Origin of the sequence: Streptococcus mitis (genome assembly GCF_003944325.1) — a bacterium.
Taxonomy (GTDB): domain Bacteria; phylum Bacillota; class Bacilli; order Lactobacillales; family Streptococcaceae; genus Streptococcus; species Streptococcus mitis_CW.
This window is the reverse complement of sequence record NZ_RJPX01000006.1, coordinates 1-16379: the sequence shown is the minus strand read 5'-3', so window position 1 is coordinate 16379 and position 16379 is coordinate 1. Positions and strand designations below refer to the sequence as shown.

Annotated in this window: 10 protein-coding genes and 2 pseudogenes; 2 read left to right on the top strand and 10 right to left on the bottom strand. The window is 40.4% G+C overall.

From position 1 onward, the window contains the following. Positions 1-97 precede the first annotated feature (97 nt). Positions 98-394 (bottom strand): hypothetical protein, encoded by a 297-nt coding sequence (locus D8787_RS03170; protein WP_084954145.1) that lies wholly within the window; start codon positions 392-394, stop codon positions 98-100. A gap of 172 nt (positions 395-566) precedes the next feature. On the opposite strand from D8787_RS03170, the gene D8787_RS03165 reads away from it, so the two are divergent. Both D8787_RS03165 and D8787_RS03160 read left to right on the top strand, forming a co-directional pair. Beyond that, positions 567-1106: a helix-turn-helix domain-containing protein gene (locus D8787_RS03165; RefSeq protein WP_125420711.1), complete on the top strand. Its 540-nt coding sequence runs from the start codon at positions 567-569 to the stop codon at positions 1104-1106. A gap of 56 nt (positions 1107-1162) precedes the next feature. Continuing rightward, entirely contained in the window at positions 1163-2326 is a 1164-nt protein-coding gene (locus D8787_RS03160; protein ID WP_125420709.1) for a tyrosine-type recombinase/integrase, read from the top strand. Between the two features lie 95 nt (positions 2327-2421). Here the strand turns inward: D8787_RS03160 and rpsD are convergent, their stop codons facing one another. The 9 genes and pseudogenes from rpsD to zmpC form a co-directional block, all read right to left on the bottom strand. Beyond that, positions 2422-3033, bottom strand: coding sequence for a 30S ribosomal protein S4 (rpsD, locus tag D8787_RS03155; protein ID WP_000092756.1), 612 nt, complete (start codon positions 3031-3033; stop codon positions 2422-2424). Between the two features lie 194 nt (positions 3034-3227). Next, positions 3228-4280 (bottom strand): sensor histidine kinase, encoded by a 1053-nt coding sequence (locus tag D8787_RS03150; RefSeq protein WP_125420707.1) that lies wholly within the window; start codon positions 4278-4280, stop codon positions 3228-3230. Further along, positions 4277-4975, bottom strand: a complete 699-nt coding sequence (locus D8787_RS03145; RefSeq protein ID WP_125420705.1) for a response regulator transcription factor — start codon at positions 4973-4975, stop codon at positions 4277-4279. The genes D8787_RS03150 and D8787_RS03145 overlap by 4 nt, the downstream gene beginning before the upstream one ends. A gap of 123 nt (positions 4976-5098) precedes the next feature. Then, positions 5099-7363: an SSURE domain-containing protein gene (locus D8787_RS03140; RefSeq protein WP_125420703.1), complete on the bottom strand. Its 2265-nt coding sequence runs from the start codon at positions 7361-7363 to the stop codon at positions 5099-5101. 122 nt (positions 7364-7485) lie between these two features. After that, positions 7486-8151: a potassium channel family protein gene (locus D8787_RS03135; protein ID WP_125420701.1), complete on the bottom strand. Its 666-nt coding sequence runs from the start codon at positions 8149-8151 to the stop codon at positions 7486-7488. A gap of 13 nt (positions 8152-8164) precedes the next feature. Next, positions 8165-9544 carry a TrkH family potassium uptake protein gene (locus tag D8787_RS03130; protein ID WP_125420699.1) on the bottom strand — a complete coding sequence of 460 codons (1380 nt, stop codon included), beginning with the start codon at positions 9542-9544 and terminating at the stop codon, positions 8165-8167. Positions 9545-9577: 33 nt separating this feature from the next. Next, a complete protein-coding gene (locus D8787_RS03125; protein WP_125420697.1) occupies positions 9578-10342 on the bottom strand; it encodes a nucleoside phosphorylase in 765 nt (254 codons plus the stop codon). A 140-nt stretch (positions 10343-10482) separates the two neighbouring features. Further along, positions 10483-11337: pseudogene (locus tag D8787_RS03120) on the bottom strand (VOC family protein). A 297-nt stretch (positions 11338-11634) separates the two neighbouring features. After that, positions 11635-16350, bottom strand: a pseudogene (gene zmpC / locus D8787_RS03115) (zinc metalloprotease C); the annotation flags it as partial. Between the last annotated feature and the right edge of the window lie 29 nt (positions 16351-16379).

Genomic DNA, 16379 nt, shown 5'->3' with positions numbered 1-16379 from the left:
AATTGAATCAAAGATTCAACATGGTTACAAGTACCTATGTGTTTCAAGTAATCATAGGAATTTTTAGCTATATGTATTATTTTTTCATACAATATAGTTACTCCCTTCTAGTAATTGAAAGGAACTTCATAACATCTGATTTCTTATAGAAAACTTTGCGAGTTCCTTCTATGGGTGGACAGTATCGGGTTAACCCCAAACGTTCCCATTCATGCAGAGTTACTAAACTAATACCTAGTTCTTTGATTAACTCTTTCTGTTGTATCAGGCCAACCGAGTCACTATGAGGTGAAAGCATTGCATGTGATAGATAATCATTTATTAAATGCTCAATCCTCTCCAACAATGCTAGTTCTGCTTCTTGAGATAATATCCCTTGTGGTATACTATACATATATCCTCCTTCTTTCCTATTTGTTCACAACTATCCTCTCATAACTATTACAGCTCGCCTCCTTAACTAAGTTAATTAACTTAGGTTATGTTTTGCATTTTATCAGTTTTTTATTTACATGTCAAGAGTTTTGTGCTAAAATATTACTAAAGTTATTAAACGGAGGTTAAATATGATAGGAGCATATCTAAAAAAATACCGTACAGAAGGTAACGTAACTACTAAGAGCATTGCTGAAGACCTAAAAGTATCACAGTCTTATATCTCACAAATTGAAAATGGGAAAAAGATTCCCAGTTTAACTAAACTCCTTGATATTACTGAAAGCATTGCTTCACTCTCTATAAAAGAAAAATGCGAACAAGATGGATTAGAGTTCGATGAATACTGCATTGAATATGAAACATTGGCTAGCACTTATATTGGTGATATAATCAAAAATATCAACATGAATTCAGTTCATAACGATAAAGAGAAGCAACTTTTAAAAGATTTAATTGAATTAAGAAATGATAAATCTATATTCTCAAAGTTAAAAACATACAAAGATATTAGCCAAGATATTATCACTGGAGAAAATATTAAAATCAACCTTGATTATATCTTTAGAAAGAATGTAAAAATTACTATTGATGGTCAAGCACTCACAACTGAAGACTTAACCGCTCTACAAATACTAATTGAAGGTATTCGTTCTAGACACAAATCATAATAACTATTTTTCATAACCTTTTACAGCTTGCCTACTGATGTTAGAAAGGTTAAGAAATGAAAATAGCAGAAATTAAGAAACAAAATGGTAGCATTGTATATCGTTCTAGAGTATATCTTGGTACCGATTTATCAACTGGAAAAAGGATACAAGCTAATCTGACAGCTAGAACAAAAACTGAATTGAAGAAAAAAGCTCAGTTAGCTATGGCTGAATTCCAAAATAATGGCTTCACTAAAAAGGAAACAATCCCACTAACAAGCTATGAAGAAATAGCTCAACTATGGTGGGAAAGCTATCAACACACAGTAAAACCAAATACGCAAGATTCAGTAAAGCGACTACTATCTAACCATGTGATTCCTTTATTTGGTTCTTATAAGTTAGATAAGTTAACTACTCCCATTATTCAGCGCATTGTTAATCAACTAGCTCTACGTGCAAACAAACGAGAAGAAGGCGCATTTCTACACTATGATAAAATTCACGCGCTAAATAAACGTATACTACAATATGCTGTGACAATGCAGATTATTGATATAAATCCAGCTCGTGAAGTTATTCTTCCTCGTAAAATAAAAAAGGGTAGAAACAAAGTAAAACACTTTAATAACTTAGAGTTAAAGCAATTTCTCAGCTATTTAGAAGAGGCTAACTTAGCAATATATAGAAATATCTATGAAATTACTTTGTACAAGTTTCTTCTTGCTACCGGTTGCCGTATTAACGAAGCTTTAGCTCTACACTGGTCAGATATTGACCTACATAGTGCAACTGTGAATATTACAAAGACACTAAATCATTTAGGTGAGATTAACAGCCCAAAGTCTGAAGCAAGTTATCGCACAATTGATATTGACCCACAAACTATAGAGGTCTTAAAAGCGTATCAAAAAAGACAAAGGCAAGAAGCTTGGAAACTTGGTCGAACTGAATCTGTTGTCTTCTCAGATTTTATTCATAAATACCCAAACAATAGAACACTAGCCACTCGTTTAAACACACGTTTCAAACATGCTGGTGTACCTAATATTGGTTTCCACGGTTTTAGACACACACACGCTAGTCTTTTGCTAAACTCTGGAATACCGTATAAAGAATTGCAACACCGTCTAGGTCATTCTACACTAGCTATGACTATGGACACTTACAGTCATCTCTCCAAAGAAAAAGCAAAAACAGCCGTCTCATTTTATGAGAAAGCTGTAAGTTCGTTATAAGTGATGACAAAAATGATGACAAACCCAGAAATCAACGTTTTAAGACAAAGCAAAAAGCCCACTGTTGTAGGCTTTCTGTAAGATATTTCTTAAAATTAAAGCATTTTGTTGTAGAATTCAACGACAAGTGCTTCGTTGATTTCTGGGTTGATTTCGTCGCGTTCTGGCAAGCGAGTCAATGAACCTTCCAATTTTTCAGCGTCGAATGATACGAATGCTGGACGTCCAAGAGTAGCTTCTACTGCTTCAAGGATAGCTGGAACTTTCAATGATTTTTCACGAACTGAGATCACTTGACCTGGAGTTACGCGGTATGATGGGATATCAACGCGTTTTCCGTCAACAAGGATGTGACCGTGGTTTACGAATTGACGAGCTTGACGACGAGTAGTCGCAAGACCAAGACGGTAAACAACGTTATCCAAACGACGTTCCAAAAGAAGCATGAAGTTGAAACCTAGGATTCCGCCTTTGATTTTTGTAGCTTGTACGAACAAGTTACGGAATTGTTTTTCACCTACACCGTAAGTGAAACGAAGTTTTTGTTTTTCAGCCAATTGCAAACCGTATTCTGACAATTTAGAACGGTTGTTTGGTCCGTGTTGTCCTGGTACGTAGTTACGACGTGCCAATTCTTTACCTGTACCTGTAAGTGAAAGGCCAAGGCGACGAGCTTGTTTCCAAGATGGTCCTGTATAACGTGACATGTGAATGTCCTCCTGATATAAATAATATTTCGGTGGAAATAGTCACTTAGAAAGCCCTGATTCGTGCAGATGCCCTTCGCCTAAACAGCCAAGGTTACTTGTCATAAGACACCTGTTGACGAGCTTCATGCTTTCCTGCTGATATTTCACACAAAATTCATTTTACCATGAATAGCTGGATTTGTAAAGGGGTTTTAGGCTTTATTTTCATTGCCAGAGAGATTGAGAAGGAGGGTAAAGGTGCTTCCTAGACCGTACTGGCTGCTGACTGTAATTTCTCCACCCAATTGATGGGCCAATTCACGCGCAATCGCAAGACCTAAGCCATGACCACCTGTTTTCATATTGCGCGAAGTTTCGACACGATAAAGGCGTTTGAAAATATTCTCCAAATCCTCTGGGGCAATCCCCTGTCCCTCATCGGTCACACTGATTGAAAGCTGGTTATTTTCCAGCTTAGCCACCACTTCCAACTTGGTTCCTGGAGCAGAGTATTTAAAAGCATTATTGACCAGATTCACCAAGATACGAGAAAGTTTGGCATAATCTCCTTCAATCCGGGCAGACTCTGGGATTACCTGCAAGTGGACATCTCGCTCCTCCTGCTCAATCAAGAACTGAAATTCACTCATGCACTCAATCAAGAGCTGGTCCAGAAAAATGCTGTCCTTGCTGGCAGTTTCCACCTGATTCCTAACTGTATTTAGAGTCAAAAAATTCAACTCCTCAACCAGTTTATTGAGTCTTTCAGTCTGGCGTCCAATGGTTGCTAGATAATGATCCTGTTCTCCTTCCTTGATAACTCCATCCAAAATCCCTTCTACCGTCGCTTGGATCGAAGTGATGGGAGTCTTGATATCATGCGACAGCTGGGCAATCATCAAGCCCTTTTCTCGTTCGCTTTCTTCTAATGAATCAAAGGTCGCCTGCAAATCATGAGACATTTCATTGAAGGCTTGGCCTAATTGCTGAAATTCTACAGGTCCTTGAACTTCCAGATTTGAAGGAAAGTCCTTGTCTGCTACCCGCTTGGCATGTTCCTTGAGTTTTCCCAATGAAGTAAAGACAGGCGATAGGAGAAAGAGACTAATCCCAGCACCGATAAAACTAGCCACGAGAGTCATACCCACTAGGAAATAAATTTCTCTTTCTTCAATTAACATTCGCTGGACAGCCCAAAAGACCACGATAATCGTTAGGAGTGTTGAAATGATATACCCAACTAAAATATAACTTTTTAATTTCATTGACTACCTCGTGCTTTCTCAATTTTGTAGCCCAAACCCCAGACGGTTTTGATAGTGGGCGTTTCTGCACTAGCATGTTTAGCCAACTCCTGTCGAAGAGCATGAATATGAACATTCAAGGTATTGGTATCATCCACATAGTCTTCCTGCCAGACCTTTTCATAGAGGTCTGTCTTGGAGAAAACCCGCTCTGGATTGCTGGCTAAAAGCCATAGAAGTTCGAAGGATTTGACTGTCAAATCCAGCGCCACATCTCCGACTTGGACCTCATGACTAGCGTGATTCATCCGTAAATCCCCGAGACTGACGACCTCTGTCTCACCTCCACGATGAAGGCGACGCAAGATATTGTGGACACGCAAAACCAGCTCACGAGGGCTAAAGGGCTTGGCAATAAAGTCATCTGCCCCTAAGCTGAGGCCATAAATCTTGTCCTGCTCACTGGTCTTAGCCGTGATAAAGAGAAAAGGCTGATCTGGAGATTGATACTGAACCTCACTAATCAAATCATAACCATCCATCCGAGGCATCATGATATCTGTAATAATCAAATCAATCGGTTTTCGCTTGAAGATTTCTAAGGCCTCTACCCCATCATGAGCTACCAAAACCTGATATCCTGCCTGAATCAGATAACGTTGATGAATATCTGTAATTTCTACCTCGTCGTCAACGAGTAAAATTGTCTTTCCCATCTGTCTCTCCTTTGAAAAAAACAGTGCTATACCACAATAGTATAACACTATTTTAATCGCTTTACGAATATTCTAAACGATATCTGGATTTTTCAAATCCTAGATAGAAAGTCTGTAGCTAGACTAGTCATTTTCCTCTTTTTTAGCTTTCAAACCGAGGCCACCTAGCAGTCCAGCCAAGGCGAGTCCAAAGAATCCAAGAGTAGCCATTGATGTTTGAGCTTCACCAGTATATGGAAGCATGTCTTTTTGGTCTTTCATTTTATCAGCCATCATTGGACTTGACGTCTTGTTATTAGATGCCATCTTGCCTTCATCAGACATTTTTCTTGAGGCTGCTGGAGCTTGATCTTGTTTCATGCTTGGTGTTGCCATAGACTGGCTAGCATTCATGGTTTTATCCTGCTCTTTGTTAGGCATCATCTTATCCTGACTAGCAGCTGGCATTTTGGATCTCGTCTCATCTTGGTTAGCACTTGGCATTTGAGCGTTCATCTTAGACGCATATTGATGACTATTCATCATTGGAGCCGGCATAGCTGAGCCATTAGAAGATGGGATGAAGCCTGATTGCATCGGAGTAAGAGACTGATGTCCATTCAAATTTACTGTCAAATCCTTAGTCGCTACAAGGTTGCTCAAATCGGCCTTGCCGTCTTTGGCACCGTACACTTTAATAGTAGCTTTATAGCTTTGAGTGCCATTTTGTTTCAACAAGTCTAACAAGTCTTTATCTGATTTGCCTTGAGTACCTGCTAAGTCCACTTCATAGAAGTAAAGTCCTTTACCCAATTTCTCTACTGGTGGAAGGGCGGGATTTTTAGCTGAACCGTTGTCTGACCATGGAGCCTTATCAGAAGCTTTCAAGATGAGACGAGTCAACATACCGTCTCCGGCGAAGAATTCATATGGAATGACTTGGTTAACACCGGCTGTGAATGGGCCTGGGAAGTTGGCCTTGTCCAAGTATGTAGCTGGAACATCCACTGTATCTTTGGTATTGTCTGCCACGCCTTTTTGAACTTCAGCTGGGGGAGTCAAGCCATTCAAGTTCACTGTCAAATCCTTAGTCGCTACGAGATTGCTCAAATCTGCCTTGCCATCTTTTGCGCCGTACACTTTGATAGTTGCCTTGTAGCTTTGAGTGCCGTTTTGTTTCAAGAGGTCAAGAAGGTCTTTGTCTGATTTGCCTTGAGTGCCTACTAAATCTACTTCGTAGAAGTAAAGGCCTTTGCCCAATTTCTCTACTGGTGGAAGAGCAGAATTTTTGGCTGAACCGTTGTCTGACCATGGAGCCTTGTCTGAGGCTTTCAAGATAAGGCGAGTCAACATACCATCACCGGCGAAGAATTCATACGGAATAACTTGATTGACACCAGCTGTGAATGGGCCTGGGAAGTTGGCCTTGTCCAAGTAAGTAGCTGGAACATCTACTGTGTCTTTGGTATTGTCTGCCACGCCTTTTTGAACTTCAGCTGGAGTGGTCAAGCCATTCAAGTTTACTGTCAAATCCTTAGTGGCTACGAGATTGCTCAAGTCTGCCTTGCCATCTTTTGCACCGTATACTTTGATAGTAGCTTTATAGCTTTGAGTACCGTTTTGTTTTAAGAGGGCAAGCAGCTCTTTGTCCGATTTTCCTTGAGTGCCTGCCAAATCCACTTCGTAGAAGTAAAGACCTTTGCCCAATTTTTCTACTGGTGGAAGAGCTGGATTTTTAGCTGAACCATTGTCTGACCATGGAGCCTTATCAGAAGCTTTCAAGATAAGACGAGTTAACATGCCGTCACCAGCAAAGAATTCGTATGGAATAACTTGGTTGACACCTGCTGTGAATGGGCCTGGGAAGTTTGCCTTGTCCAAGTATGTAGCTGGAACATCCACTGTATCTTTAGTATTGTCGGCTACGCCTTTTTGCACTTCAGCTGGGGTGGTTGCTGGTTGAGCTTCATTTGCTTCACGGTCTTGCCCAGAAACTGTAGGCGCAGGATTTGTCACAGGTTTAAGCGCATCTTCTGTTTCTTTCTTAGATTCTGGTTTTGCTTGCACTTCTTCTTTAGGTGCTACTACTTGGTCTTTAGCAGTCACATCCGTTTTTTCTGGAGAGCTTGTAGTATCCAAGCTTGCTTTAGGTGCTGACTCTGCCTGTTCTGAAGGAAGAGCTACATCAACTACTTTCTTGAGAACCTCTGCTGGTAAGTCGCTCTTTTCACTCACCGAAGCAGCATCTGGCACAACTTGAGCAGGGGTCGGATTGACCACATCGGCACGCACAGAACTTGGTTGTCCAACTAGGACAAAGAAGCCACTGGCCACAACAACTGAGGCAACACCGACACTGAGACGGCGAATAGACCAACGAGTATATCTTTGATTTGGATTGAATTTCATAGGATTCTCCTTAGAGTTTTTCTTTATTTGATGACTCTAGTATAATCTCCTAAAATTAAAAAGGATTAAGAAAAAGTTAAAATTTTTCTTAAATCCCTCTTATAAAATACTTATATTAATTTTCACGAATTTAATTCTGCCAAGTCATCTAGATACTGGTTATTAATCACCGCCAAGATATAGGCATCTGCTCTCAAGAGGTCATTAGGGCCAAACTGGACATCCAGCGGTGAATTTTCTTGTTCACGAAATCCTAGAACATTAAGGTTGTATTTGCCACGTAGATCCAGCTGGCTCAGGCTTTGGCCTGCCCAAACACTAGGAATTTTCATCTCCACGATAGACACATTTTTATCCAGCTGAAAGACATCAACATTGTTATGAAAGAGAATGGTCTGCGCTAGTGACTGCCCCATTTCATACTCAGGTGAAATCACCGAGTCGGCACCGATTTTTTCTAGCACCTTCTTGGCTGTCTGGCTTTTGACCTTGGCAATAACCCTTGGTACACCTAGACTCTTACAATGCATAACTGCAAGTACACTCGACTCCAGATTTTCTCCTGTCGCCACTACAACCGTATCACAGGTATCAATTCCTGCGGTTCTGAGGAGTTCCTCATCTGTAATATCGCCCACAACTCCACGCGCCAAAACTGGCTCAAATTGATTGATACGCTCGGCGTGGTCGTCAATGGCAATGATATTCATATCTTGCTTGGCAAGGGCCATCAGGACACTACTCCCGAAAATCCCCAAACCTAAAATTCCAATCGTACGATCTGACATAGTTCTTCCTTTCTTATCCAATACTAATATCTGCTTTCATATACTGAATCAAATCTTTCTTATCAGGCTGGTAATCCGCTAGACTAACCAGCAAGGTCAAGGGACCAATACGGCCGATAAACATGAGCACCATGACAATGCTGAGGGCTAGCTTGCCCAATTCTGGTGTCAGATTTGCCGTTACCCCAACTGTCGCAAGGGCTGAAATGGTCTCAAACATGAGGTAGATAAATCGCGGTGTTCCTTCTGCTGTAATCCCCAACAACATCAAGCCCAACAAGAAGGTCATCAAAAAAATAATGAAGACACTAAAGGATTTTTGGACTGTACGAGCCTCAATGGTTCTCTGCGCAACATTGGCATGAGGCAAGCCCAGCAATTCACTACGAGCAAAGACCAACAAGACAAAGAAGGTCGTAATTTTGAGACCCCCAGCCGTCCCTCCAGGTGCCCCACCCAGAAACATTTGTAGGATATAGATAAACAGGGTCACAGGCCGTGCTTGGGTATAATCGATAGATGCAAAACCTGCTGTCCGCATGCTGACCGTTTGGAAAAAGCTAACCAACACTTTCTCTGGAACACTGAGATTGCCAATGGTTCCAGGATTGTGCCACTCTGTAAAGAGCGTAGCTCCTGTCCCAAACAACAAAATCCCTGCGGTCAAGAAGAGGACCAGCTTGGTATGGAAACGCAGACGGCGTTTTTTCTTCTTGCCTAGCTGGGTTGCCAAGTCAAACCAGACCATAAAACCCAGACCACCCGTGATAATCAAACCAGCAATGACAAGATTGATTAAAGGATCCGTCTGAAAATTTACTAAACTGCTACTGCCGAAATTATCAAAACCAGCATTACAAAAGGCTGAAATAGCTAAAAAGATAGAGGTAAAAATGCCCCGTCCCCAGCCGAACTCAGGAACAAAACGGAAACTTAGCAGAAAGGCACCCAAGCCCTCCACCAGAAAAGTCGTCAAAAAGATGGACCGCATAAAGGCCTTCAGCGACCGAGTCTCCCCGTAACTGAAGCTCTCCTGAATGGTTTCACGACTGCGAAGACTGAGCTTTTGCTTCCCCTGAATATAAAAAACCCCGATAAAGGTCATAAGCCCCAGACCACCAATCTGGATCAAGAGCATACAAATCAGCTGACCCCAAACATTATAGGTGGTAGCCACCGGCTGCGTAAAGAGCCCAGTCACACAGACCATGGACACCGTCGTAAAAAGATGGTCAAAATAAGTGGCCTGCGAACCACTTGCCTGGACAAAAGGCAAACTCAAAAGGAGAGAACCTATAAAAATAACTCCAGCGAAACTTAAAAAGATGCGACGAGCTGGCGAAAGTCCGCCAAAGACCCTTTCAAGTTTTTTCACAAATAATTTGAATAACATACATCCATTGTACCATAAAAAGAAGGAGAGTAGCTAGATCTGAGAGGCTATCTCAAGGCAGAGTTCCAAGGCCTTTTCAAAAGCTTCTGAACCCCAGTCACGACTGTCATACTGGTCCAAGTCTACTAGAGAATCCGCTGTAAACAACAACTCTCCCCAGAGAATCCCACGCAGTTGAGCCACTGCCGCAAGCGCAGAACACTCCATCTCCACAACAGCACAGCCTTCTTCCTTACGATAAGCCACCTTTTCAGCTGTTTCTCGGTAAAAGCCATCTGTAGACCAGGTCATGACTTCTTCATAAGGAATCCCTCTGTCTTCCAAAACTCGCTCAATGGCAGCAATAGCCTCTGGCTGCATTTCCATATAACGAGAAGGTGCCACATAGTGGTAACTGGCTCCTTCATCTCGCAGAGCGCGAACAGGGACTAGAAAGGCATTTTCTTCTATATCAGCCAGCACACCACAGGTTCCAGTGGAAATAATCTGCTCCACACCATAGCCAATCAACCAATCCATAAACTGGGCTGCTGGAGCTGAACCAACAGGAGCCTGAGCCAAACAAAGTTCCTCGTCCTTGTAGTTAACGACATAGACTGGATAGGTCTTGGTGGCTGAAACGAATTCGCCGACACAATCCGCCCCTACTTCCCTCGCATAGCGGTCAATCTCCTCACCTAAAAAAGCATAGACACACTTCTTGGGCAAATGCAAATCCAGCCCCTCGTGATCAGGCATGATAACCGCCTGAGGATTGTCATCAAACTCTAAAATAGGAATCGCATGTTTCTGAATCATAACCCACCTCCTCTAATTTTGTACTATTGTATCAAAAGCTGACCGAGTGTCAAGGAGGAAGCTGATAAACTGAGGAGAAGCGAATACTAGAATAAAAACCACTTTCTACAATTGATGCTCTGATTTTCATCACATCCTGTCTATCTTGCTAAGCGAATACGAGTCACAATTCCATCTGGGTCTGTGATTTCCAGCTGGCTAGATGTCAGCCACTTGATTGGGGTAGCAACTGCTTGTGCTCGTTGCACAATCGTTAACAATTCTTCTTTACTAGCGACCTCAATGACATAATAGGCCAAACCTGGCAAGCCTTGCTTACGCGGAGCTAGGCCTTTTCCTCCCCATTCGTTGACTGCCAAATGATGATGGTAATCCCCAGCTGCAATCCAACTAGCGCTAGGCACACTGAATTTATCCTCTAACCCTAACACTTTTTGATAAAACTGGCTGGACTTTCGACTATCCTTGACGGAAAGATGGATATGCCCCATTCTCGTGCCTTCTGCTAGGATAAAGGGCTCTACTCTTTCCCCCAACTCATAGATATCCTATGCCGCAAGAACCTCAGTGACCCCTATAATACGACCGTCTTCTCGAATATCCCATGTGGAAACCGGCTTATCTCGATAGAGTTCAATGCCATTTCCCTCCAAATCCTCCAAGTAAAAAGCCTCACTGTAACCATGGTCTGCACCGCCGACAAGAGGAATCTGTAAATCTGTCAGGTGTTTCAAGATATCAGCCAAAGCCTTTCGTGTCGGTAAGAGAATAGCCAGATGGTAAAGACCATAATGTTCCCTCACTTCTCCGCTCTCTTGTGCTTGAATCAAGTGTACCAAGGCTTTTCCTCCAAGCCCCAGAACGACCTCTGTCTCAGTTTGAGATAAGATTTCTAAACCAATAACTTGCTGATAAAAGGCTGTTTGACTTGCCAAATCCTTTACATTTAAAACTGCCTCTGCTAAATAAATGTGACTCTTGTATTCATAGGTCATAAATGGTCCTCTTTTCTAGTTGTAATTGTTTTTATTACAACTATTGTATAATTTCCATCAAGAAAGTCAAGTCAGACAACTTGGAGGAACTCCCCTAGCAAAGTTATTTCTCAAATCAACGTTTTCTGCGGGATTGAGATACATCTTGCCACCATTGGTCGTTAGCGAGTGGAAGATGATTCCTACAATCTGCATTCAATAAAATTTCTATATCACTCCATAAGAAAAAGGAGTAGATTGGTCATCTTACTCCTCATTCTTACAAGAAACACTATTCAACAATAAAACTTTACAATCTTATTTATAAATAGATTCTCTGAAATCATCTGTGCTACGCAGGTACGCGTTGTAGATTTTTTGTTTTAGTAAGTGTACCCAACTTGATGGGACATTTTCTGTTGCTCGTTTAAGATTTTTCACATCATGTGCTACTGCTGCATCGATTAGAGCTTGCATCTCTTGTGCTGATGAGATAGTTACTTCTTTTGTGCTATTTGGTTTATCTAATTCGTACTGAATTGTTATTACTTTTAAGTTATTTTGTTTACTGATACGTTGGTTAAACATATCTTTTTTGAATTCTGCCCAGTTTGGATAGCGATTATCAAATACTTTTTTCAATACTAAATTATCTGTGACTAAAGCAACATCACGTCTAAACCAACTTGAGTATGTTTTACTTCCTTCTGCAAGTGCATCCGCTGCGTATTGGTTAGACACGTAAGGTAAGAACCCTTTGTGGTATCCTTTTTCTGCATATAATTCAAACGCTGTTTTTCTAAACATTACATCTCCAGGTGCACCGTTTGGATTGCTTAGTCCTGCGTAGATAGGTGAGAACATACTTATCGTGTAATAGCCATTTCTTCCGTATTGAGTTTCATTTTGATAAGCACGTCTATTAATGATATCATTCTCAATTAATGAGTTCAATGTTGTTAATCTTGTTACTTCTTCATCTGTTAATGGACGAACTTTGTTTCCTGCGTGTGTGTCTTTGTTGTATTTATCGTCGCGCACGTAGTAGTTTTCGATTTTTCTAAACCATTGTTTCTTAACAGCATCAGTTTGTGTTAATACTGCATTAGCTTCCATTGCATCAAGTGTGTATAACACATCATACATTCCATGTAAGTAGTGTTGAATTTCTTCTTCAGAGGTGAATCTCGCCGTTGGATCGTATGTGTGCAAGCGAGTTTTTGAGTCTTTATCTCCTTTGAAGATTGTGTTTAATACTATCGCTTCTTTATCCACACTATCCGCTGATTGAAGTAGTCCTAGTGCATATAATTCCGCACCTTGTCCTTCTCGTCTACCATTCCCTTCAAAGTAAATCGAAGAATCCGAATTGTGTACCATCTCATGACTATAAACCGATGTTCCGTACTGGTCTAACAGTCTATCGATTACAAAGTACGCCTCTACTCCTGTTGCGTAAGCACCTGCATTCGGTCTTGGTGTATGGTATTTACCTACTGGTCCGAAGAAACTATAGATAGAGTCTATATTTTTTTCTGATAATGTTGCCCAGTAGCCTCTACCATTTGTATCTTTCACCTCAAATGCGTCTGTTACCGGTACTGCACGGTATAATCTTTCTTTAAATTCTGGCGCTAGAACTCTATACCAGATATCATAATGATCTCTTTGCCATTTCGCAGATTGATCTACTTTTCCTCTAACATATTGACGTAGAGCTTCTCCTGATAAGATAACTCCGTCCGCTCCTCTGTCTCGATAACGTTCATAGCTACCGAAGGCTAATGTTGATAGAGTAGATATTGCATACAAACTTTCTTCTTTCATCGTTAATAGTGGCAGTATCATGCTCTTATAACCCCAACTTGGTGCTGATATTCTATCATATACTCCGATTGAGTATTTCTTGTCAGCTGTTGGTGATACTTGTTTTTCACGAACTTCTTCTATGTCTGATTTCGCTTCTACTATGTATGCTTTTGTATTATCTTTGAACCACTCGTTATTTGTTTTGTTCGGCAGGAACAGTCTTCTATACGCTTCTACGAAGTCAAAGACTGAATCTTCTCCTTTAAGTGGTGCAAGTGTGCTCGCATATAGACCTGTCGTATTTGGTCCTCGTAAGTTTTCTAGTCCGCTATTTCCTAAAGCGATGATAGTATCTAGCGTTGAAGCTTCATTATTTCCGTTAAAGTCAAATTTGTACACTGATAAATCTTTCGTATTCAGACTGTCATAATTAATATTGTACCAACGGTTCATGTATGTAAGTCCCAGCATAAATGCTTCTTTGTTATTTTTAATTTTTTCACTTACGTATTCAACTACACCATCTCCTGTAGTGTTGATTGATTTATCCATTGCTAATACTTTTCTTAAGTGCTCTGCTATATTAGTTTTAACTTCCTCAAATTCTCTATCTAAGTATAAGTTATCTAACGCTGCATTATTTACCGCTCCTAATACTTTCTTAGTCGCTTCTGAGCTAAACATTACATTTTGCAATTCACTTAGTACATTATTAGTTATCGCTGTGTAATCTGATACGAATGCTTCTGGTGTGAATATATATCCTTTGTCTGCGACATTGTATTCGACTACTTGACTGTTTGTGAAGTTTTCTTTGAATGTTACATCTAAGTATTCTACTGTGTTGTCTTTATAGTGTAACATAACTCTATTGATTGAATTTTTCTTATTATTAATATCCGTTACTACTTCATTTCCGTTCATAGGCACTACGTCTAGCAGTTCTGTAGTATAAAGTTTATCCGTTGTCGCTACTTTGTTACCATAGTAAACAACTAGCTCTTTATTGTAGAACGGCATTAGTTTTTCTATGTTATTATAAGCTACTTTTCTTTCAACTTGCGCTTTACTTAATGCTGTATAGTCAACTTCTTTTGAGTTTGCTTTTAGGTCTTGCCCAGTATCATCAAGAGTTACTGTGATTCCATAAGAAGTAATCTTAGCATCCACTTCTTCTTTAGTTACTTTTCGAACGAAGTTATCTTGTTTTTTATTTTCAACAGAAGTAATAGCATTCTTCACATCTGCACTACCGAATTGATCTCCTGTAGTAGCATATCCATCACCAACATTCATATTGCTTACTACATTATCCACACGACCTCTTGGATATGTAGACCCAACTATTCCCCCAACTCTTGGATATCCTTGACCGTTGAGGATTTTACCTGTTGTTACAGATCTTGTGACTAAAGCAGAGTTTTCTAGTTTACCAACGATTCCTCCGGCTGTTTGGTTATTATTACGTGCTGCTGTAGAGATTACAACATCTACTTTCGATTTATCAACTTTGGCATTTCCACCAGTTAATTTACCAACGATTCCTCCAGCGTAATTTGCATTGTTATCCGCGTGGTTGGCGATTAGTTTTCCGCTGAATGAGCTGTTTTCTATTCTTGTATTTGTTGCATCTACTACTAATCCTGCAACTGATTTTCTACCTGATACTTTTCCTTCTACAGCTACATTGCTGATAGTAGCATTATCCGCTGTTTTTGCTACTGCTGCGGCATTCTCTTTGCTATCCACTTGTGTATTTTTAAGATCTAAATCTTTTACAGTTGCATTTTTTAATATGTCGAACAGTGGTTTTTTCAGGTCATATATAGCATATGCTTTGCTTCCTTCTGTTCCTACTAACGTTCCTGTAAATTCTCCTTTTATGTAACTTGTTTGATTTTCTGGTAGTCCTACTTCATCGGCTGTCATATCCGCAGCTAATTTATATACACCTGCTAAGTTGCTTTGTATCGCTGTTACAAGTTGTTTGAACGATGTATAAACTCCTGGTTGCTCCGCTTTAGATTTAGCTACATTAAATGTGTAGTCCTCTTTATATCCTTCTGCACCTTCTTCTACAAGTTGATCAACAGCTGCCATCACTTTATAAGTTCCATCCGTATTTTCTGTAATAGATTTTACAGGTATATACATTTCTTTGAATCTATCTGATTTTATTTTTACAAAGTATTTAGCCGTATCAGTCGGTGCTTCACTTAGACTTAAATATCTACGATAACGGTCATTTTCTTTGCCGTATAATTCTACTGAATCAATATCTTTAATTTCTATTTTCTTATAATCTAATTGGAAAGCTTGAGTTGATGTTTCTGTACTTTGTTCATCGTTTTCTCCTAGATTATAAGTTAAACGTGTTTTTAGTGTGTAAGGTGTGTAGTAATCTAAACCTGAGATTACTTGCGCTTTAGCAGGATTTTCTATATCCACCTCTTTAATCAGCTGATCACCTTGGAAAATTTGCGCTTTGGCAGAGACATACGCTGATGTAGTGTCTGTTAAGTTATAACTTACAGTTATAGATTTTTTGTTCTCAGCTTTTGTTAAGTTGGCAATTTCTACTGTAGGTTTAACTTTGACTAGTGTTCCTACTTTAACGATTTCTTTTACTGGAGCTACTTCAGTTCGTGATAGTTCTTTAGTTTCTACGACATTACCATCTACGATGTAGTCTTCATATTGAATTGTACGCGTTCCTGCTTGACCTTGTCGTTCAGTTTCACGACGATTTTTCAGAAGTGTTGGATCCTGAATTTCTTCTGTTGCATAAAGAATATTCTGGATTTCCGTTCTATTTCGTGTAGTAACCTCTAAAGTCGGAAGTTCTTCTTCTACTGCAGCTTCGCCCTCATGATCTGGTGCTTGCGTGCCTTTGGTCGCTACTGGATCAGTGTACTCTGGTAACTCCGGTTGGACCTCTGATTCTCCTTCATGTCCTAGCTCTTGCGTCCCTTTTGTCTCTACTGAATCAGTGTACTCTGGTAACTCGTTAACCGCCGATTCTCCTTCATGGCCTGGTTCTTGTGTTCCTTTAGTTGCTACTGGATCAGTGTACTCTGGTAACTCCGGTTGGACCTCTGATTCTCCTTCATGTCCTGGCTCTTGTGTTCCTTTTGTCGCTACTGGATTAGTGTACTCTAGTAACTCGTTAACCGCTGATTCTCCCTCACGTCCTGGTTCTTGCGTGCCTTTGGTCGCTACTGGATCAGTGTATTCGCTACTGGATCAGTGTATTC